The following is an 18,180-nucleotide window of genomic DNA, read 5'->3' as shown; positions in this document are numbered from 1 at the left end:
ATGCGAGATTGTAGCCGGGGATCGTCGGAATGTTCCGCCCGCCTGCTGCGTGAGGCGCCGACGGCGGAAGCTGGCCGGCGATCACGCGCTCGAGTGCATCGGTTGCAGTTATTGATCGAGTCGAATCTGCGCGGTTTTGACAATGTCCTGCCAGCGCGCGATCTCTTCGGTCATCCGCCGCTTGAGCGGTTCGGGGCCTCGCTGGTCCGGCGGTGGCAGGATCAAGCCTACCAGTTCGAGCCGTTTCCGCACGCCGTCATCGTCGAGCGCTGAGCGAAGCGCATCCGAGAACCGGTCGCGAATGGCGTCGGGAGCGCCTTTCGGCAGGTAGAACGCGAACCAGCTCGATGCGACAAACTGTGGAAGCCCTGCTTCCCGGGACGTCGGTGTGTCCGGCAATTGCGGAACACGTGCGGCGGCCGAAACGGTCAGAAAGCGCAGATTGTTGTCACCCAGGAAGGGAAGAACGTCGCCCAACAGTCCACAACTGAAGTCGCTGCGGCCCGCGACCAGGTCAGTCATCGCCAGCGCTGATCCGCGATATGGCACCTCCACCGGCTTGAATCCGATCACGGAGGTGAACAGCAGACAGCTGATGTGGCTGATCGAACCGACACCCGCATGGCCCAAGGTGAGGTCCGGGCCACGCGCCTTGGCGATCGCAATGAACGACGCCATGCTATCTGCGGCGAGGTCGCGGCGAACGACGACGAGGATCGGCGTTTCCGCAACCAGGCCAATCGGCGTGAAATCAACCAGCGGGTCATAACGGAGGTTTGGATACAGCGCGACTGATGCCGCATGCGTCCCGACGTGACCGCTGACGAGGGTATAACCGTCGGGCGCGCTTTTCGCGACGCGCGTTGAGCCGGTCGTGCCGCCCGCCCCGGCGACGTTCTCGACAATGATCGGCTGCCCGAGTTTTCGCGCCATGTGTTCGGACACGATCCGGCTCATCACGTCATTCGGGCCGCCAGCCGCGAACGGGACGACCAACGTGATCGGCCGTGACGGGAACGGCGACTCGGCCTGTGCCGCATTCAATAGTGTCAGCACCGCAACTGCGACGAGGGCCGTGTGCTCGCGTTTCAGAATCATATGGCCTCACTCCGCATCAATGGCATCGCCTTGCACCGCATTGGCCGGTCGATCGGCACAGGCGGCGAGGACACGATCGACCTCACGGCCGGACAGGCCGATGTATCGGGCCGGGTCCGCGGCCGCCTCGATCTCATGCACGGCGATGTGGGCCGTCACGGCCGGATCTCGCGAAAGGCTCTGGGCTAGTGTCAGGCCTGAAGCGATGGCGTGCGTGCATGCCGCACCCACCATCTCGTGCGCATGATGGCGCCCGACGTGCGGAGCCAGCACCATCATGACGGCCTCGGCGGCGATGAGCCCCTGTGTCCGCCCAAGATTGGCCTGCATCGCATCGGGTCTGACGACCAGTCCGCTGCAGAGGCGAACAGCGTTGTCCATGGCCCGAGAGACCAGCACGAACGCTTCCGGCAGCAACAACCATTCGGCTTGCCACGGTCCCGTCGCCCGTTCGTGGTCGTGGACCGAAGCGTCGAGCATGGCGCTTGCCAGCCGGCGCAGCGATGGTCCGGTACTGAGAATTTGCTCGCAGATGATCGGGTTTCGTTTGTGCGGCATGGTGCTGGAGGCGCCATGGCCCTGGCCGCCTGGCTCCAGCAGTTCGCCGACCTCGGTCTGCGCCATCAACACGACATCGGTCGCGATCTTGCTCAGGGTCGCCGAGATCAGGCCAAGCAGGCAAACCGTCTCGGCCAACCCATCGCGCGCGGCGTGCCATGCCACCAGGGGCTCGCCGAGTCCGAGTTCGCTGGCCAGTGCAGCGCGGACGCTGTCGCCATCATCCCCGAGCGATGCGAACGTGCCGACCGCACCGCCGAACTGGACCTGCAGGACCCTTGGTTTGAGTTCGGCGAGCCGTTGCCTGTGGCGCAGCAGGCCCGACAGCCAGACGGAAACCTTGAACCCGAAGGTGATCGGGATCGCGTGTTGAAGCTTGGTCCTGCCGACCATGGGCGTATCGCGATGGGTACGCGCCAGATCCGCAAGCGTCGATATCAGGCGCTCCAGATCGCGGTGGATGAGCTCGAGCGCGTCGCGTATCTGCATCACGAGCGCGGTGTCCATGATGTCCTGGCTCGTGGCGCCCCAATGGACGAATTCGCCATGGGGTTCGCCGGTGAGCCGGATCAACTGCTCGACCAGGTTCACGACCGGCAAGCCGGCGCGCAAAGTGCCCGCGGCCAATTCATTGAGATCGAGTAGTTCAGTACGTGCAGCGGAGGCGATCGCAGCAGCAGCATCGGCAGGAATCACGCCGAGCTGCCCTTGAACCTTCGCCAGCGCGACCTCGACCAGAAGCATGGACTCAAGTGAATTGCGCTCACTGAAAATAGCGCGCATCGGGGCGGTGCTGAAGATATCGGCGAGGTGACGGCTGCTGAAGACCGTTCCGGGCTCGAAACTCAGCATGGCCGTGTCGCGATCATGGACGACCGAACGCGCGCGCGTTCAAACCAGCCGGCAAGCCTTGGTCTCTCGGAACGCCATGACAGATGCCCCGCGCGAAAATCGATATAGTCAAGTGCACAGGCGAGCCCGATGTCGCCGAGGTCGAAGCGCCGGTCATCGAGGTCGAATCGAGCTTCAATCGATGACAGCGTCCGCGCAATCGCTCGCTCCTGACGCGCAACCCAATCCGCCCAGCGCATCTCCGATGGCCTGCGCCCTTCGATAGCGCAGATGAAGGTTGCATCGATCAGGCCCTGATACAGCGCAGCGCGTCCAAGACAGAGGTGTCGTGCAGGCTGCTCGTTCGGGATCAGTCGCGAGTCGATGGTCAGACCGTGCAGGGCCTGTCCGATCGTGTCGCTCTCGGTCACAAGCGTTCCGTCGGCGAGAACGAGTGCCGGCACTTTGGAAAGCGGGTTGATGTCGGTGAAGTGATGTAGCTCGAGCCAGGGGTCGACTTCGATAAACTGAATCGCGTCGTTCAATCCGAGCTCATGAATGGCGACTCTTACCTTGCGGGTGTAGGGCGACGTCTGATTCAAAAATAGCCGCATCGATCGGTATCGATCCCTCCGTCGTCGCGCCTCATTGCGCAGCCGTACGGCTTGACTTCGATCAAGCCTAGGTCACCCCCTCGTTTTGTAAAAATGCATTATTGCGATGCATGCGTTCTGAATTGGAGAACGCCGTCGAGCGCATGTGGCGCTCGGCAGCCCTCCCAGAGCAGCTGGCGGCGAATGATGAGTGTGCTCGGTGGCGGCGTCCTGGACCTACCGCCGGGCTCCCGAGGCGTTAAATTCGGTCAAGCCTTGCAAATGGCGAGGATGAGGTATACGTTGAGGCTGTTCGTTCAGCCGCTGTGCCTTGTTGAATGCGCCCGCGGGCTCCTTTTCCATAGACATCGACGAATAGAATTTGTTCTGCGTGACGATCACGCGGAACCTGCGCGTATGCGCTTTGGAGAAGAAAATGACGACAGGTACTGTGAAGTGGTTTAACGGCCAGAAGGGCTTTGGATTCATTCAGCCGAACGACGGCGGCAACGATGTGTTCGTTCACATCAGCGCGGTCGAGCGGGCTGGTCTTGCAGGTCTCGCTGAAGGCCAAAAGGTCAACTTCGAGCTCAAGACCGACAAGATGCGGGGCAAGGTCAGCGCTGAGAATCTCTCGCTGGCCTAAAGCCTTGGTGCCGTTTCACGGATGTACTGAAACGGCCATGCCACCCGCTCGATCCCAGGATTGAGCGGGTTTTTGTCCGTTGCAAAGCAGGGTGAATAATGAGCGCCAAGAGACCGGCCGAACCGTCACCCGAAAGCATCGCGCGTTCTAACCGTCAGCGTTTGGCCGCTGAGGAAGGCGCCCGGGCGATGGTTGATGTTGGCAAGCAAGCCGTCGATGTTCGCAAGAACATGGCGCGGCTTCGAGAGCTGCGCGAAGCCAAGGAAGCGGCAGACGCCGCCCTTCAGGCATCGTTGCCAGCGGTCACGCCAACGAAGCGCAAGAAGAAGGTGACGCCATAGCTGCCTTCCATTGCGCCGACGACAACTCGGAGAGGACCGACCACATGCCCAAGAGTGCGGGTCGTGCCTAGAATCAAGTCGGATGGCGGTGGTACCATCACCTTCTTTCTCGCGCTTGGCGCGGGCCGACAGATGTGCCGTCTTGCGACGACGTTCCTGACGCAGAAACAGGCTTTCAGCTATCTTCGCAAGAACCGGACGGAGCTCGAGCGGGTGGCGCGGGCGCAGCTCGCTTCTGGTGCCGTCGAAGACGGAATCGTCGTGCTATCGATGCTGTAGATCAGGCGGATTTCGGCGCCCCGCCTTCAGCGGAATCCGCGGTCGGAGCCTGGGACCGACGCTCTTATTCAGAGCCGCTTCCCGGCTTCGCCTCCCGGGCCAATCGCTCCGCTTTCAGCCGTTCGCGATTCTCGTTGAAGGAATTCTGGTCCTTCGCATAGTCGTTCATCGGCTTCTGCGTTGTCGCCGGCTTGAACGCCTTGTTGGCTTCACGCTTGGCGCGATCAGAGGATTGATCTTTCGACATTTAAGCCCTCAATTTAATCAACGAGCGTGGTCCTGGCGAGTGCCGGACGCGCCGCCGCCGTGCCTGAACTGAAAGGCCGACTTGCCACCCTCGCAAACGAAGGAGACCAGTTCTTCAGCGTGAGGCAGATCTTTGCGAGGCGTGCTGCACTCGCTGTGGAGATGACATGCTGGCATTTCCGGGCGTGCTCGCATTCCCGGGAGCACGGCGGACGAGGGAGTAACGGCCGGCCACCGCATCAGTTCCTCGCGGACCAATCTTTAATCCAGCCTTCGCGGCGCGGCAAGCGTGCCGATCGTGCGATGCAGCTCTTCCGCATCAACAAAAAGGCCGCCGAAGCCGGCGGCCTTTCGCGTCGTGAGATAAGCCCGCTTACTCCGCGGCCTGCTTCTGCGGCGGATCAAGCGCGCCGGACTTGTGGATATCGGCGACCTGATGGTCCGAGAAGCCGAGCACGGTGCGCAGGATCTCGTCGGTGTGCTCGCCGAGCAGCGGGGAGCGCTCCACATCGCTCGGGGAGTCCGACAGCTTGATCGGGTTGCCGACCGAGATGTACTTGCCTCGGGTGGGGTGGTCGACCTCGACCACGGTGCCGGTCGCGCGCAGCGACTGGTCCTCGGCGATCTCCTTCATCGACAGGATCGGTCCGCAGGGGATGTCGTCCTTGTTGAGGATTTCCATCGCCTCGAACTTCGTCTTCGTCATCGTCCACTGTTCGATGCGGCCGAAGATCTCGTTGAGGCGCGGCAGGCGGACGGCCGGCTTGGCGTAGTTCGGATCGGTCTTCCAGGAGGGCTCACCGATCACGTCGCAGATCTTCTCCCAGACCGGGGCCTGGGTGATGAAGTAGATGTAGGCGTTCGGATCGGTCTCCCAACCCTTGCACTTCAGGATGCGGCCGGGCTGGCCGCCGCCGGAATCGTTGCCGGCACGCGGCACGGCATCGCCGAACGGAATGCCTTCGCCGAACTGGCTGTATTCCTTGAGTGGACCATGGGCGAGGCGCTGCTGGTCGCGCAGCTTGACGCGCGCGAGGTTGAGCACGCCGTCCTGCATCGCAGCCGTCACCTTCTGGCCCTTGCCGGAATGGGTGCGCTGATAGAGTGCGGTGACGATGCCGAGCGCCAGATGCAGGCCGGTGCCGCTGTCGCCGATCTGCGCGCCGGTCACCAGCGGCAGGCCGTCGCGGAAGCCGGTGGTGGAGGCGGCGCCGCCGGTGCACTGCGCGACGTTCTCATAGACCTTGCAGTCTTCGTACGGTCCGGGACCAAAGCCCTTGATCGAGGCGACGATCATCTTCGGGTTGATGGCCTGGATCTTCTCCCAAGGGAAGCCCATGCGGTCGAGCACGCCGGGGCCGAAGTTCTCGACCAGCACGTCGCACTTCTTGATGAGCTCGGTGAGAACTTCCTTGCCCTTGGGGTTCTTGGTGTCGAGCGTGATCGAGCGCTTGTTGTGGTTGAGCATGGTGAAATACAGGCTGTCTACGTTCGGGATGTCCTGCAGCTGGCCGCGGGTGATGTCACCCACACCCGGACGTTCCACCTTGATCACGTCGGCGCCGAACCATGCGAGCAACTGCGTGCAGGTCGGCCCGGACTGGACGTGGGTGAAGTCGAGAATGCGAACGCCCTCGAGCGCTTTTGTCATCGTGTTGCTCCTGTTACTCTTCTGTTTCCGTCATGCCCGCGAAGGCGGGCATCCAGTATTCGCTGAAGGTTCAGTTGGGCCTCAGTGCTCGCCTCAGGGATGATCTGGCGATCACTGGATCCCCGCTTGCGCGGGGAATGACCCGGCGGCTGGTTACTTCTTCTTCTGCAGAACGCTCTGCGGATTGAGGTTGCCGATGCGGCCGCTCTCGGAACCGGCGGCCGGATCGATCACGGCGTTGATGAGCGTCGGCTTGCCCGAAGCCATCGCTTCGTTGACCGCGCGCTTGAGCTCGTCCGGCGAGGTCGCGTTCACGCCGACGCCGCCGAAGGCTTCCATCATCTTGTCGTAGCGGGCGCCCTTGACGAACACCGTCGTCGCCGGATCGGCATTGGCGCCGTTGACGTCGGTGCCGCGATAGATGCCGTCATTGTTGAAGATGACGACGCAGATCGGCAAATTGTAGCGGCAGATGGTCTCGACCTCCATGCCGGAGAAGCCGAAGGCCGAGTCGCCTTCGACCGCGAGCACGGGGTGGCCGGTCTCGAGAGTCGCCGCGATCGCCTGGCCCATGCCGATGCCCATCACGCCCCAGGTGCCGACGTCGAGACGCTTGCGCGGCTTGTACATGTCGATGACGCCGCGGGCGAGGTCGAGCGTGTTGGCGCCCTCGTTGACGAGGATCGCCTCGGGATGATCCTTGATGACGTTCTTCAGCACGCCGAGCGCGCCGTGATAGTCCATCGGCGATTTGTTGTTCATGAGCTTCGGCGCCATCTTGGCGACGTTCTCTTCACGCTTGGTCGAAATCGCCTTGGTCCATTCGGCCGGCGGGGCGGTCCAGCCCGAAGCCATCGCCTGGTTGAAGGCGGAGACGACCGAGCCGATGTCGCCGACGACCGGCGCGACGATCTCGACATTGGAGTCCATTTCCCTGGGCTCGATGTCCACCTGGATGAATTTCTTGGGCGCTTCGCCCCAGTTCTTGCCCTTGCCGTGCGAGAGCAGCCAGTTCAGCCGGGCGCCGATCAGCAGCACGACATCGGATTCCTTCAGCACCGTCGAGCGGGCCGCGCCTGCGCACTGCGGATGCGTGTCGGAGAGGAGGCCCTTGGCCATGCTCATCGGCAGGAAGGGGACGCCGCTTTTCTCGACGAAGGTTTTGATCTCTTCGTCGGCCTGCGCATAGGCTGCGCCCTTGCCGAGGATGATGAGCGGACGCTTTGAGCTCTTCAAAACATCGAGCGCGCGCTTGATCGAAGCGGGCGAGGGGATCTGCGCGGGAGCCGCGTCGATCACCTTGACCAGCGACTTCCGGCCGGCATCGGCGTTCATCACCTGGCCGAACAGTTTTGCCGGCAGGTCGAGATAGACGCCGCCCGGACGGCCGGAGACGGCGGCACGGATGGCGCGGGCAAGACCGATGCCGATGTCCTGGGCGTGCAGCACGCGATAGGCTGCCTTGCACAGCGGCTTGGCGATCGCGAGCTGGTCCATCTCTTCGTAGTCGCCCTGCTGGAGGTCGACGATCTCGCGCTCGGAAGAGCCCGAGATCAGGATCATCGGGTAGCAGTTGGTGGTGGCGTGCGCGAGCGCGGTGAGACCGTTGAGGAAGCCGGGCGCGGAAACGGTGAGGCAGATGCCGGGCTTCTTGGTGAGGTAGCCGGCGATGCCCGCCGCATAACCGGCGTTCTGCTCGTGGCGGAAAGAAATCATGCGAATACCGGCCGCCTGCGCCATGCGGCCCAAATCCGTGATCGGGATGCCCGGCACATTATAGATGGTGTTGATGCCGTTCAGCTTGAGCGCGTCGATGACGAGATGAAAACCATCCGTCAATTCCTGCTCGGTGCCCGGTGCTTCGGACTTGGTCGCGGTATTCAGCATGGGCCTTGTCTCCCTGGTCTCAAGATGCCGTTTCAGGCTTTTGGGGGCGATGCCTCGCCCTTCTGGTGAACGTTGCTTGCTAGAAGAGTTCCTGACCATGCGCTTCGACGTAAGCGGCAAGGCCAAGGGTGTGATCGCGGGCGCGCTTCTCGGCCAGCTCGGTATCGCGCGCCTCCAGGGCTTCGATCATGCCGAGATGCTCGGGTAGCGACGTCGCGGTGCGGTCCTTGCGTCCGATCGTCAGCTGCCGATAGCCACGCACGTGCAGCAGCAGGTCGTTGGTGAGATCGACCAGCACCGGCGATTCCGACAGCGAGATCAGCGCCTGGTGGAAGGCGATGTTGGCGCGCGAATATTCCTCGACGTGATCCTGAGGGAGGCGGTCCTTGCCAAAATCCTTGAAGTAGTCGCGCAGCGCCGTGATGTCTTTCTTGCGCGCCGTGGCGGTGATGAGGCGCGCGGCCATGCTCTCCAGCGCCGCCCAGGCGCGGATCATGTCCACGATCTCGCTCTTGGTCCTTCGCACCACCATGATGCCGCGGCGCGGAACCGTCTTCACGAAACCGTCTTGCTCGAGCATGGCGATGGCTTCGCGGATCGGCGTGCGGCTCACACCCAGGCGCTCGGACAACGCGCGCTCGTCGAGCATCACCGGCTCGGGCGTCGAGTAGATGTCCATCTTGAGGATGGCTTCTTTCAAGGCGTCATACGCCTTGTTCTTGAAGCTCGACTCCGGGGCAATACGAACGATTGCGATATCTGCCTCGGCCATGTTCGGCAACGCCTTGGTTGGTTTCCGCAGTGACACGACGAATCTCCTCCAGTGGGAGTCGTCTTTTACAGGATTATTAACGGGAAAGTTTTTGGCATACCAAATACCAAGATGTCAAGCTGCCTATTTTTTGCAGCGTTCTAAGGTGCGCGGCAGCTTGACAAGTTGGCTTCTGGCATACCAAATGCCATCGCCAGCCATTTTTGATCCAAGCCGGCGGAGTAACCTCGGCTTTATGCCACTCCGTTCCGCGACATGGAACAGAGCGCGGCGAATGGAAAGCATCACGGGCAGCCGCAACACGCGCGCGCTTTGAGAACGCAAGAACCAAGGTCAAGGGAGAGCCACATGTCCAATTCCAAAGATGCCGTCCGCAAGGTGCTTGACCAAGTCAAAGCGGACAAGCGCACCAGCCTGACCGCGCCGGAAGGCAAGCTGGTCTGCGACGCCTACGGCATTGCGGTGCCGAAGGAGGGTGTGGCGAAGTCGGCCGGCGAGGCCGGCAAAATGGCCGCCTCGATGGGCTTTCCGGTGGTGATGAAGATCGTCTCGCCGGACATTCTCCACAAGACCGAAGCCGGCGGCGTCATCGTCGGCCTCAAGACGGCCGAGGACGCCGAGAAGGCCTACGAGACGATCCTCTCGAACGCCAGGAAGTACAAGTCCGATGCCAAGATCGAGGGTGTCCAGGTGCAGCAGATGCTGGCCGGCGGCACCGAAGTGATCGTCGGGTCGATCACCGACGCCTCGTTCGGCAAGCTGGTTGCCTTCGGCCTCGGCGGTGTGCTGGTCGAAGTCCTGAAGGACATTACCTTCCGCCTCGCGCCCGCCACCAAGCAAGACGCGCTGTCGATGCTCGACGGCATCCAGGCGCATGAGATTCTGAAGGGCGTTCGCGGCGGCGAGCCGGTGAACCGCACCGCGCTTGCGGATGTCATCGTCAAGGTCTCCCAGCTCGTCACGGATTTCCCCGAGATCGTCGAGCTCGATCTCAACCCGGTGTTCGCGACGGCCAAGGACGCGATCGCGGCCGACGTGCGCATCGTCGTCGACTTCGCTTACGTGCCCAAGCCGAAGCCGCGCCCGACCGAAGAGATCGTCGCAGCCATGAGCCGCATCATGCAGCCGAAGGCGGTTGCCGTGGTCGGCGCTTCGGCCGAAGACGGCAAGATCGGCAATTCCGTGATGAAGAACCTCATCAACGGCGGCTACAAGGGCGACATCTACCCGATCCATCCCAAGGCCGCCGAGATCCTCGGCTACAAGGCGTATAAGAGCGTCAAGGACGTGCCCGGCGTAATCGACACCGCGGTGTTCGCAATTCCTGCGAAGTTCGTGGCCGCGGCGCTCACCGAATGCGGCGAGAAGAAAATTCCCGGCGCGGTTCTGATCCCGTCGGGCTTCGCGGAAGCCGGCGCGCCTGAGCTTCAGGCCGAGATCGTCGAAGTCGGCAAGAAGTACGACATCCGCCTGATGGGACCGAACATCTACGGCTTCTATTATACGCCTGCCAATCTCTGCGCGACCTTCTGCACCGCCTACGACGTCAAGGGTCACGCGGCGCTGTCCTCGCAGTCGGGCGGCATCGGTATGGCCATCATCGGCTTCTCCCGTTCGGCCAAGATGGGCGTGTCGGCGATCGTTGGTCTCGGCAACAAGTCCGATATCGACGAGGACGATCTGCTCGCCTTCTTCGAGCAGGATCCGAACACGAATCTGATCGCGCAGCACTGCGAAGACCTCAAGGACGGCCGCGCCTTTGCGGAAGCGGCAAAGCGCGTCTCCAAGAAAAAGCCGGTCATCGTGCTCAAGGCCGGCCGCACCTCGGCCGGTGCGAAGGCGGCCTCGTCGCACACCGGCGCGCTCGCCGGCAACGACAAGATCTACGAGGACGTCCTGGCGCAGTCCGGCGTGATCCGCGCCCGTTCGCTGCGGCAGTTGCTCGAGTTCGCGCGCGGCGTTCCGGTGCTGCCGACGCCAAAGGGCGAGAACGTGCTGATCATCACCGGTGCCGGCGGCTCGGGCGTGCTGCTGTCGGACTCCTGCGTCGACAACGGCCTCTCGCTGATGGCGATGCCGGCGGATCTGGATGCGGCCTTCCGCAAGTTCATCCCCCCGTTTGGCGCGGCCGGAAATCCCGTGGACATCACCGGCGGTGAGCCGCCGATCACCTACGTCAACACCGTGAAGCTCGGCCTGACGGACGAGCGCATCCATTCGCTGATCCTCGGCTACTGGCACACCATCGTCACGCCGCCGATGGTGTTCGCCCGCAACATGGTCGAGGTGAAGAAGGAGATGGAGGCCAAGGGCTTCGTGAAGCCGATCGTCGCCTCGCTCGCCGGCGACGTCGAGGTCGAGGAAGCCGCCGAATATCTCTACCAGAACGGCATCCCGGCCTATGCCTATTCGACCGAATTGCCGGTCGAGGTTCTCGGCGCCAAGTACAAATGGGCGCGCGGGGCAGGGCTGCTCTGAGCTACTACTTCACCTCTCCCCGCGCTTGCCCGCCGAACGCTTGGCGAAGGCGGATGCGGGGAGAGGTGAGAACAGTCAGGTCGCGATGGGCAGGAACGTGATCCGGCGCAAATCGATCGAGCCTCGATCGTCATCGGAGGCCGACCACGACGCGCGAGACGGCGGCGTGCAATCCGTCGACCGCGCGCTGTCGATCCTCGAAACATTGTCCGAGGATGACGAGGGCTATCGCCTCAGCGATCTCGCTGTCCGCACCGGGCTCTCCGCCTCGACCGTGCACCGCCTGCTGGCGACGCTGGAAAGCCGCCGCTTCGTGCAATTCGACCGCGCCGAATCCAAATGGCATGTCGGCGTGCGCAGCTTCACCGTCGGCGCGAGCTTTGCCCGGCGGCGCAATTTCAGCGCCCAGGCTATTCCCTATTTGCGCAAGCTGCGTGATCTCACCCGCGAGACGGCCAATCTTGCCATGGTCGACGACGAGTTCATCATCGTGCTGACCCGCATGGAGAGCCGCGAAATCATGCGCTCGCTGACCCAGGTCGGCGGCCGCGTTCCCATGGTGACGTCGGGCGTCGGCAAGGCGGTGCTCGCAACCTATTCCGACGAGGACGTCGGCGCCGTCATCCGCCATCACGGCATGCCACGCCTGACCGAGAAGTCGATCGTGCGGCCGAGCGACCTGTTCAAGGAACTCGAAAAGATCCGCAAGCAAGGCTACGCGCTGGATGATGAAGAGGCCTGCATGGGCCTGCGCTGCGTTGCCGCGGTGGTCTACAACGACTGCGCCGAGCCGCTCGCGGCGATTTCGGTCTCCGGCATGACCAGCCGGCTGACCGATCAGAGGTTACCGGACATCGGGCAAGTCGTCCGGGATGTTGCAGCCGAACTGACGGCCGCGCTCGGCGGGGTAGTTCCGACGCCCCGCTAATCAGAAACCAGAGGTATGTCACTGGACAGTGTCGGCCGTTTTGGCTGATATGCGACCAAACGACACGATGCGGCAAATGTCCGCATGAGCCCGGAGACGTCCCATGTTTCAACTTCCCGCGCGCCTCGTCGGCGCAGCCGTCGCGCTGACCCTTGCGGCAGCCACGCCGGCCCTTGCCCAGCAGCTCGAGCTCAAGCTGATGGCACCGGCGGCGCCGGGCGGTGGCTGGGACCAGACCGCGCGCTCGATGCAGCAGGCGCTGGTCGCCGCCGGCGTCGCACGCAGCGTGCAGGTCACGAACGTTCCCGGCGCCGGCGGTAGCGTCGGCATCGCGCAGTTCGTCAACGGCGCCAAGGGTGACGGCAACCAGCTGATGGTCAACGGCTTCGTCATGGTGGGCGCGCTCGCCATGAACAAATCACCCGTCACGCTCGAACAGGTGACGCCGATCGCGCGCCTCACCGAGGAAATCCAGGTGATCGTGGTGCCGGCGAATTCGCCGATCAAGAACGCGCAGGATCTGGCCGCAGCGGTGAAGGCCGACATCGCCAAGGTGACCTTCGCCGGCGGCTCGGCCGGCGGCGTCGATCATGTGATGGCGGCATTGTTCGCCGGCGCCGTTGGCGCCGACGCGAAGAAGATCAATTACATCCCGTTCTCGGGTGGCGGCGAGTCGCTCGCCGCCATTCTCGGCGCGAAGGTCACCGCCGGCATTTCGGGCCTCAGCGAATATGATGGGCAGATCAAGTCCGGCAAGCTGCGCGCGATCGGCGTGACCTCGGAGAAGCGCATCCTAGGGAGCGACATCCCGACGTTCAAGGAGCAGGGCATCGACCTCGTGATCGCCAACTGGCGCTCGGTGGTCGCGCCTCCCGGAATCACGCCGGAGCAGCGCAAGACGCTGAGCGACGCGGTCGAGAAGATGGTGAAGTCGGACGCCTGGAAGGACATCCTCAAGCAGAAGGGCTGGGAAGATGCCTATCTCGGCGGCGACGCCTTCGCCGAGTTCCTGAAGAAGGAAACGGTACGTGTGACGGACGTGCTGAGATCAGTCGGCCTGATCAAGTCATGACCACAGGCGATCCCGTCCAGCCGCCGCGGCGCGTCGATCGCGCCGGCATCGTGATTGCGGCGTTGCTCGCAGGTCTTGCCGGGGTGCTGGTCTGGGACGCGCGCGGGCTGCAATCGACCGCGATGTACGGGATGGGGCCGGAAGCCATGCCGATCGTGATCGCCTCCGGCCTCGCGCTGCTTGCGATCGGCAATCTCGTTGACGCGTTGCGCGGCAGTCTGCCGGCACGCGAGAGCGCCGATCCCGTGCCTGTGGTCTTGATCCTCGCCGGCCTTGCGCTGCTGATCGGCATCATCGGCTTCGGCGGCGGGTTCATCCTGGCGACATCGGCGCTGTTCGTCACGACCTCGGCAGCATTTGGGCGCCGCGCCGTGCTCGTCGATTCCGCCATCGCCCTCGTGATGTCGACCCTCATTTACCTCGCGTTCGACCGGCTGTTGACGTTGAGCCTTCCGGCCGGCCCCCTGGAGCGACTGCTGTGATGGACACCTTTGCCGCGCTGGCCCACGGCATGGCGGTCGCCGTCCAGCCGATGAATCTCCTCTACGCCCTGATCGGCGTGTTCCTCGGCACCGCCGTGGGCGTGCTGCCCGGCATCGGCCCAGCGTTGACGGTCGCGCTGCTGCTGCCGGTGACGTACAAGCTCGATCCCGGCGGTTCGCTGATCATGTTTGCCGGCATTTATTACGGCGGCATGTATGGCGGATCGACCACGGCCATCTTGATCAACACGCCCGGCGAGAGCGCCTCAATGGCGACGGCGCTCGAAGGCAACAAGATGGCCAAGGCCGGCCGCGGCGGGCCGGCGCTCGCGACCTCCGCGATCGGCTCCTTCGTCGCCGGCACCATCGCCACCATCGGGCTTGCATTTCTCGCGCCGTGGTTGGTCGATTTCGCGGTGCGCTTTGGCCCGGAGGACTATTTCGCGCTGATGTGCGTCGCTTTCGTCACGGTGTCGGCGACCTTCGGCGATTCCCCGATCCGCGGCCTGACCAGCCTGTTCATTGGTCTGACGTTGGGCCTCGTCGGCATCGACAAGCTGACCGGCCAGGCGCGGCTTGCGTTCGGCGTGCCCGAGCTGCTCGACGGCGTCGAGGTGACGACGCTCGCGGTCGGCCTGTTCGCGGTGGGCGAGGCGCTCTACGTCGCATCGCGCCGCCACCACACCGAGGAGAAGCTCGAGCCGGTGCGCGGCTCGCTGTGGATGACCAAGGAAGACTGGAAGCGATCGTGGAAGCCGTGGCTGCGCGGCACCATGTTCGGCTTCCCGATCGGTGCGCTGCCTGCCGGCGGAGCGGAGATCCCGACCTTCCTGTCCTATTCTTGCGAGAAGCGGCTGACCAAATACCCCGAAGAATTCGGCAAGGGCGCGATCGAAGGTGTCGCAGGACCGGAGGCCGCCAACAACGCTTCGGCTGCGGGCACGCTGGTCCCACTCCTGACGCTGGGATTGCCGACCTCGGCGACCGCCGCGATGATGCTGGCGGGCTTCCAGCAATACGGCCTCAACCCGGGGCCGCTGCTGTTCGCCGAGCGGCCCGACCTCGTGTGGGGCCTGATCGCGAGCCTGTTCATCGCCAATTGCATGCTGCTGGTACTCAATCTGCCGCTGGTAGGCCTGTGGGTGCGGCTGCTGGCGATCCCGCAGCCGTGGCTCTATGCCGGCATCCTCGTGTTCGCGACCATGGGCACCATCGCCGCAAAGCCGTCGGTGGTTGAACTGTCGATGCTGGCCGGCTTCGGCGTGCTCGGCTTTCTGATGCGGCGGTTCGACTTTCCGATCGCGCCCGTCGTGGTCGGCCTGATCCTCGGCCCGATCGCCGAGAGCCAGCTGCGTCGCGCGCTCGCGATCAGTCTGGGCGATCCCATGACGCTGCTCCAGAGCCCGATCTCGGCGACGCTGCTTGCGCTGGCGTTGATCGCGCTGCTGGCACCCTTCGTGCTGAAAGGGATGGGACGCTTCAAGGCGAACGAGGACTAGCCATCCCGACGCGAGCGTCTTCTCGTGCTAAGTCCATCTCGTGAGGGAAAGTCATGCCGTCAGAGCTCCGTTCGCCCCGTCTCGCCGTCCTGATCGATGCCGACAATGCTTCGGCGAAGATCGCGGATGGACTGTTCGAGGAGATTGCCAAGATCGGGGAGGCCAGCGTCCGGCGCATCTACGGCGACTTCTCCAATGCCAGGTCGAGGGGCTGGGCCGACATCCTGTCGAAGCACGCCATCATCCCGCAGCAGCAGTTCGCCTACACGACGGGAAAGAACGCCTCGGACATCACCCTGGTCATCGACGCGATGGACCTGCTTCACAGCGGCCGGTTCGACGGCTTTTGCCTGGTTTCGTCGGACAGCGATTTCACCCGTCTCGCCGCCCGGATCCGGGAGCAGGGCATCGATGTCTTTGGGTTCGGCGAACAGAAGACGCCGGAGAGCTTCCGGCAGGCCTGCCGAAGGTTCGTCTACACGGAGAACCTGCTTCCCGCCCCGGCGAACACCCAGGACGCCGCCTCGCGATCGACCTCGCTTCAGCCACCTGATGCCGCAACGCCCATCATCAAGAAGGTCATCACCCAGATGGAGAGCGAGGACGGCTGGGTGACGCTTGGGGAAGTCGGCCGTCAGCTCGCCAATCTCGCGTCCGATTTCGATCCGAGAACGTTCGGCTTCCGCAAACTGAGTGACCTCGTGCGCAAGACGAATGCGTTCGAGATCGACGAGCAGAACGGGAGGTCGATGCGGATTCGGGTCAAGCCCGCTGCCGCAGCGGCCCCGAGACGACGGAACTCGCGCAGACCCGCGAGGTCAGGGACGGCAGGCACTTCGCCGCCTAAGGCGTAAGCAGGGCGTGCCGTTATATTTGCGCTTGCCCGGTCCGGCGCAGGGCGTAACCATCCCAGGGTCATAACGCCACGCGAGGGTCCTGATGACCAGACTTACCCGCTTCGCCGTCGCACCGCTGCATTCGATGACCCGCCGTCTTGCCGATGTGGCCTCGGCGCGTGTCGCGCCGGATCTCGTCGTCACCGGCGCGCGGGTGCTCTCGACCTATTCGGAGCGCATCCACGCGAGCCGCGAAATCTGGATCACCGGCGGCCGCGTTGCTGCGGTGAAGCCGACGGGTGCCGCGAAGAAAGTCTTCGGCAACGTGCCGGTTTACGACGCGGCCGGCGGCATCGTCGCGCCGGGGCTGGTCGACCCGCACATCCACATCGAATCCTCGATGGTGACGGCCTGCGCCTATGCCGAAGCGGCTCTGCTCAACGGCACCACCACGATCTTCTGCGACAGCCACGAGATCGGCAACGTGATGGACGTCGCCGGCGTCGAAGCGATGCTGGAGGACGCGCGCGAGGCGCCGCTGTCGATCTTCCTGACGGTGCCCTCCACGGTTCCTGCGACTTCGGCCGCACTGGAGACTGCGGGCGGCGACCTCACGCCGGACAAGATCGCCGGCCTGTTCGACCGCTGGCCGGAAGCCGTCGGGCTCGGCGAGAAGATGGATTTTGTGCCCGTGACCATGGGAGACGAGCGCAGCCATGCGATCCTCGCCGCTGCCTTGAAACGCGGACGGCCGGTGTCCGGTCACGTCTACGGCCGCGAATTCGTTGCGGCCTATGCGGCGAGCGGCGTCACCGACACCCATGAGGCGATCGACCGCGACATCGCCGACGATTTGCTCGATGCCGGCGTCTGGGTGTTCCTGCGCGGGGGACCGCCGACCACGCCCTGGCACTCGCTGCCGCAGGCGATCCGGACCATCACCGAGCTCGGGGCCTCGCACAAGCGCACCGCCGTGTGCACCGACGATCGCGATGCCGACGATCTCCTGCTGTTTGGGCTCGATTGGGTGGTGCGCGAAGCCGTGAAGGCAGGGATGTCGCCGGAGCAGGCCTGGTCGATGGGCTCGCTGCATGGCGCGACGCGCTTCGGCATGGACAGCGATATCGGCGGGCTCGGCGGCGGCCGCCGCGCCGATCTCGTGCTGATGGACGATAATCTGAAGCCGCAATGCACCTGGTATGGCGGCGAGCTCGTGGTCGAGAACCGCAAGATCACGCCGAAGCTCGATCAGGCGCTGTCGCAGCGCTATCAATACCCGAAGGCGGCCTATGCGACCGTGAAACTGCCCGAGAAGGTCAAGCTGACGCCGGAGCTTCCGGCGAAAGCCTGTACCGTCAACGCGATCAAGACGGCGTTGCCCGGCATCACGCTGATTCATGAGAAGATCGCGACCGAGCCCGCAAAGGACTGGCCCTCACTGTTCGCCCGCTACGGCCTGTGCTTCGTCACGGTGGTCGAGCGTCACGGCAAATCGGCCGGCAATGTCGCTTATGGCCTGTTGAAGGACTTCGGCCTGAAGCGCGGCGCGGTCGCCTCCAGCGTCGGGCACGACAGCCACAACATCATCGTTGCCGGCACCAACGAGGCCGACATGCAGGTCGCGGTCGCCGCCATCAAGGAGCAACAGGGCGCCGTCTGCCTCGTCGCTGAGGGCAAGGTGAGGGCGCTAGTGCCGCTGCCGATCGCCGGCCTCCTGTCCGACAAGCGCGTCACAGAGGTGGCCGAAGAGGTCAAGGTGCTGAAGAAGGAATGGGCGGAAGCCGGCTGCACCATTCCCTACATGGGCTTCAATCTGATTCCGCTATCGGTCATTCCGGAAATTCGTATCACCGACAAGGGACTCGTGCTGGTGCCGCAGATGCAGCTGGCGCCGCTGTTCGAGTGACCGCTTTCACGCGTGTCTCGACTTAACTGACTGAAGCTGCCGCGATTTTTCCGCGGTTGCCGCATCGTGGAAAATAA

General features: G+C 63.8%; 17 protein-coding genes. 10 read left to right on the top strand and 7 right to left on the bottom strand.

The window, feature by feature from the left end; genetic code table 11:
• Positions 1–108: 108 nt before the first annotated feature.
• From AC0L3P_RS04675 to AC0L3P_RS04665, 3 genes are read right to left on the bottom strand one after another with little or no spacing between them, the layout of a single operon-like run.
• Positions 109–1,098 carry a tripartite tricarboxylate transporter substrate-binding protein gene (locus AC0L3P_RS04675; RefSeq protein ID WP_473301118.1) on the bottom strand — a complete coding sequence of 330 codons (990 nt, stop codon included), beginning with the start codon at positions 1,096–1,098 and terminating at the stop codon, positions 109–111.
• A gap of 6 nt (positions 1,099–1,104) precedes the next feature.
• Positions 1,105–2,508, bottom strand: a complete 1,404-nt coding sequence (gene pcaB, locus AC0L3P_RS04670) for a 3-carboxy-cis,cis-muconate cycloisomerase (RefSeq protein WP_473301117.1) — start codon at positions 2,506–2,508, stop codon at positions 1,105–1,107.
• Positions 2,502–3,101 carry a glutathione S-transferase family protein gene (locus tag AC0L3P_RS04665; RefSeq protein WP_473301116.1) on the bottom strand — a complete coding sequence of 200 codons (600 nt, stop codon included), beginning with the start codon at positions 3,099–3,101 and terminating at the stop codon, positions 2,502–2,504. Before AC0L3P_RS04665 ends, pcaB begins: the two co-directional genes overlap by 7 nt.
• A gap of 415 nt (positions 3,102–3,516) precedes the next feature.
• Here AC0L3P_RS04665 and AC0L3P_RS04660 point away from each other — a divergent pair, with 415 nt between their 5' ends.
• The 3 genes from AC0L3P_RS04660 (at position 3,517) to AC0L3P_RS04650 (ending at position 4,346) form a co-directional block, all read left to right on the top strand.
• A complete protein-coding gene (locus AC0L3P_RS04660; protein ID WP_007593324.1) occupies positions 3,517–3,726 on the top strand; it encodes a cold-shock protein in 210 nt (69 codons plus the stop codon).
• 98 nt (positions 3,727–3,824) lie between these two features.
• Positions 3,825–4,067, top strand: coding sequence for a transcriptional regulator (locus tag AC0L3P_RS04655; protein WP_275167707.1), 243 nt, complete (start codon positions 3,825–3,827; stop codon positions 4,065–4,067).
• A gap of 54 nt (positions 4,068–4,121) precedes the next feature.
• On the top strand, positions 4,122–4,346 hold the full coding sequence (locus AC0L3P_RS04650; protein WP_275167706.1) for a hypothetical protein: 225 nt from the start codon (positions 4,122–4,124) through the stop codon (positions 4,344–4,346).
• Positions 4,347–4,410: 64 nt separating this feature from the next.
• Here the strand turns inward: AC0L3P_RS04650 and AC0L3P_RS04645 are convergent, their stop codons facing one another.
• The 4 genes from AC0L3P_RS04645 to AC0L3P_RS04630 all read right to left on the bottom strand — a co-directional run bounded on the left by AC0L3P_RS04645 (position 4,411) and on the right by AC0L3P_RS04630 (position 8,902).
• Entirely contained in the window at positions 4,411–4,593 is a 183-nt protein-coding gene (locus tag AC0L3P_RS04645) for a hypothetical protein (RefSeq protein WP_275167705.1), read from the bottom strand.
• Between the two features lie 372 nt (positions 4,594–4,965).
• On the bottom strand, positions 4,966–6,243 hold the full coding sequence (frc, locus tag AC0L3P_RS04640) for a formyl-CoA transferase (RefSeq protein WP_275167704.1): 1,278 nt from the start codon (positions 6,241–6,243) through the stop codon (positions 4,966–4,968).
• A gap of 153 nt (positions 6,244–6,396) precedes the next feature.
• Positions 6,397–8,130 (bottom strand): oxalyl-CoA decarboxylase, encoded by a 1,734-nt coding sequence (oxc, locus tag AC0L3P_RS04635; RefSeq protein WP_473301115.1) that lies wholly within the window; start codon positions 8,128–8,130, stop codon positions 6,397–6,399.
• Positions 8,131–8,209: 79 nt separating this feature from the next.
• Complete coding sequence (locus tag AC0L3P_RS04630) at positions 8,210–8,902, bottom strand: GntR family transcriptional regulator (RefSeq protein ID WP_275167814.1); 693 nt, start codon at positions 8,900–8,902, stop codon at positions 8,210–8,212.
• A gap of 348 nt (positions 8,903–9,250) precedes the next feature.
• Here AC0L3P_RS04630 and AC0L3P_RS04625 point away from each other — a divergent pair, with 348 nt between their 5' ends.
• The 7 genes from AC0L3P_RS04625 to AC0L3P_RS04595 all read left to right on the top strand — a co-directional run bounded on the left by AC0L3P_RS04625 (position 9,251) and on the right by AC0L3P_RS04595 (position 18,103).
• Positions 9,251–11,380, top strand: coding sequence for an acetate--CoA ligase family protein (locus tag AC0L3P_RS04625; RefSeq protein ID WP_473301114.1), 2,130 nt, complete (start codon positions 9,251–9,253; stop codon positions 11,378–11,380).
• A gap of 85 nt (positions 11,381–11,465) precedes the next feature.
• On the top strand, positions 11,466–12,308 hold the full coding sequence (locus AC0L3P_RS04620; protein WP_354056106.1) for an IclR family transcriptional regulator: 843 nt from the start codon (positions 11,466–11,468) through the stop codon (positions 12,306–12,308).
• Positions 12,309–12,411: 103 nt separating this feature from the next.
• The gene (locus AC0L3P_RS04615) at positions 12,412–13,380 is read left to right on the top strand and encodes a tripartite tricarboxylate transporter substrate binding protein (RefSeq protein WP_354206711.1); all 969 of its coding nucleotides are present in this window, start codon (positions 12,412–12,414) and stop codon (positions 13,378–13,380) included.
• On the top strand, positions 13,377–13,862 hold the full coding sequence (locus AC0L3P_RS04610; RefSeq protein WP_354206709.1) for a tripartite tricarboxylate transporter TctB family protein: 486 nt from the start codon (positions 13,377–13,379) through the stop codon (positions 13,860–13,862). Before AC0L3P_RS04615 ends, AC0L3P_RS04610 begins: the two co-directional genes overlap by 4 nt.
• Positions 13,862–15,361, top strand: a complete 1,500-nt coding sequence (locus AC0L3P_RS04605) for a tripartite tricarboxylate transporter permease (RefSeq protein WP_027517005.1) — start codon at positions 13,862–13,864, stop codon at positions 15,359–15,361. Before AC0L3P_RS04610 ends, AC0L3P_RS04605 begins: the two co-directional genes overlap by 1 nt.
• Before the next feature lie 53 nt (positions 15,362–15,414).
• Entirely contained in the window at positions 15,415–16,215 is an 801-nt protein-coding gene (locus AC0L3P_RS04600; RefSeq protein WP_275167697.1) for an NYN domain-containing protein, read from the top strand.
• A gap of 85 nt (positions 16,216–16,300) precedes the next feature.
• On the top strand, positions 16,301–18,103 hold the full coding sequence (locus tag AC0L3P_RS04595; protein ID WP_354213869.1) for an adenine deaminase: 1,803 nt from the start codon (positions 16,301–16,303) through the stop codon (positions 18,101–18,103).
• The last annotated feature ends 77 nt before the right edge of the window (positions 18,104–18,180 follow it).

The organism is Bradyrhizobium sp. WSM4874, from assembly GCF_055811835.1.
This window is presented reverse-complemented; position numbering and strand designations above follow the sequence as displayed.

Bases quoted from the DNA above. Each gene is read 5' to 3' on its own strand.
- oxc (WP_473301115.1), bottom strand. From the start codon at position 8,130: ATGCTGAATACCGCGACCAAGTCCGAAGCACCGGGCACCGAGCAGGAA.
- AC0L3P_RS04620 (WP_354056106.1), top strand. From the start codon at position 11,466: ATGGGCAGGAACGTGATCCGGCGCAAATCGATCGAGCCTCGATCGTCA.
- AC0L3P_RS04615 (WP_354206711.1), top strand. From the start codon at position 12,412: ATGTTTCAACTTCCCGCGCGCCTCGTCGGCGCAGCCGTCGCGCTGACC.
- AC0L3P_RS04655 (WP_275167707.1), top strand. From the start codon at position 3,825: ATGAGCGCCAAGAGACCGGCCGAACCGTCACCCGAAAGCATCGCGCGT.
- AC0L3P_RS04665 (WP_473301116.1), bottom strand. From the start codon at position 3,101: ATGCGGCTATTTTTGAATCAGACGTCGCCCTACACCCGCAAGGTAAGA.
- AC0L3P_RS04630 (WP_275167814.1), bottom strand. From the start codon at position 8,902: ATGGCCGAGGCAGATATCGCAATCGTTCGTATTGCCCCGGAGTCGAGC.
- pcaB (WP_473301117.1), bottom strand. From the start codon at position 2,508: ATGCTGAGTTTCGAGCCCGGAACGGTCTTCAGCAGCCGTCACCTCGCC.
- AC0L3P_RS04595 (WP_354213869.1), top strand. From the start codon at position 16,301: ATGACCAGACTTACCCGCTTCGCCGTCGCACCGCTGCATTCGATGACC.
- AC0L3P_RS04660 (WP_007593324.1), top strand. From the start codon at position 3,517: ATGACGACAGGTACTGTGAAGTGGTTTAACGGCCAGAAGGGCTTTGGA.
- frc (WP_275167704.1), bottom strand. From the start codon at position 6,243: ATGACAAAAGCGCTCGAGGGCGTTCGCATTCTCGACTTCACCCACGTC.
- AC0L3P_RS04645 (WP_275167705.1), bottom strand. From the start codon at position 4,593: ATGTCGAAAGATCAATCCTCTGATCGCGCCAAGCGTGAAGCCAACAAG.
- AC0L3P_RS04625 (WP_473301114.1), top strand. From the start codon at position 9,251: ATGTCCAATTCCAAAGATGCCGTCCGCAAGGTGCTTGACCAAGTCAAA.
- AC0L3P_RS04605 (WP_027517005.1), top strand. From the start codon at position 13,862: ATGGACACCTTTGCCGCGCTGGCCCACGGCATGGCGGTCGCCGTCCAG.
- AC0L3P_RS04610 (WP_354206709.1), top strand. From the start codon at position 13,377: ATGACCACAGGCGATCCCGTCCAGCCGCCGCGGCGCGTCGATCGCGCC.
- AC0L3P_RS04600 (WP_275167697.1), top strand. From the start codon at position 15,415: ATGCCGTCAGAGCTCCGTTCGCCCCGTCTCGCCGTCCTGATCGATGCC.
- AC0L3P_RS04675 (WP_473301118.1), bottom strand. From the start codon at position 1,098: ATGATTCTGAAACGCGAGCACACGGCCCTCGTCGCAGTTGCGGTGCTG.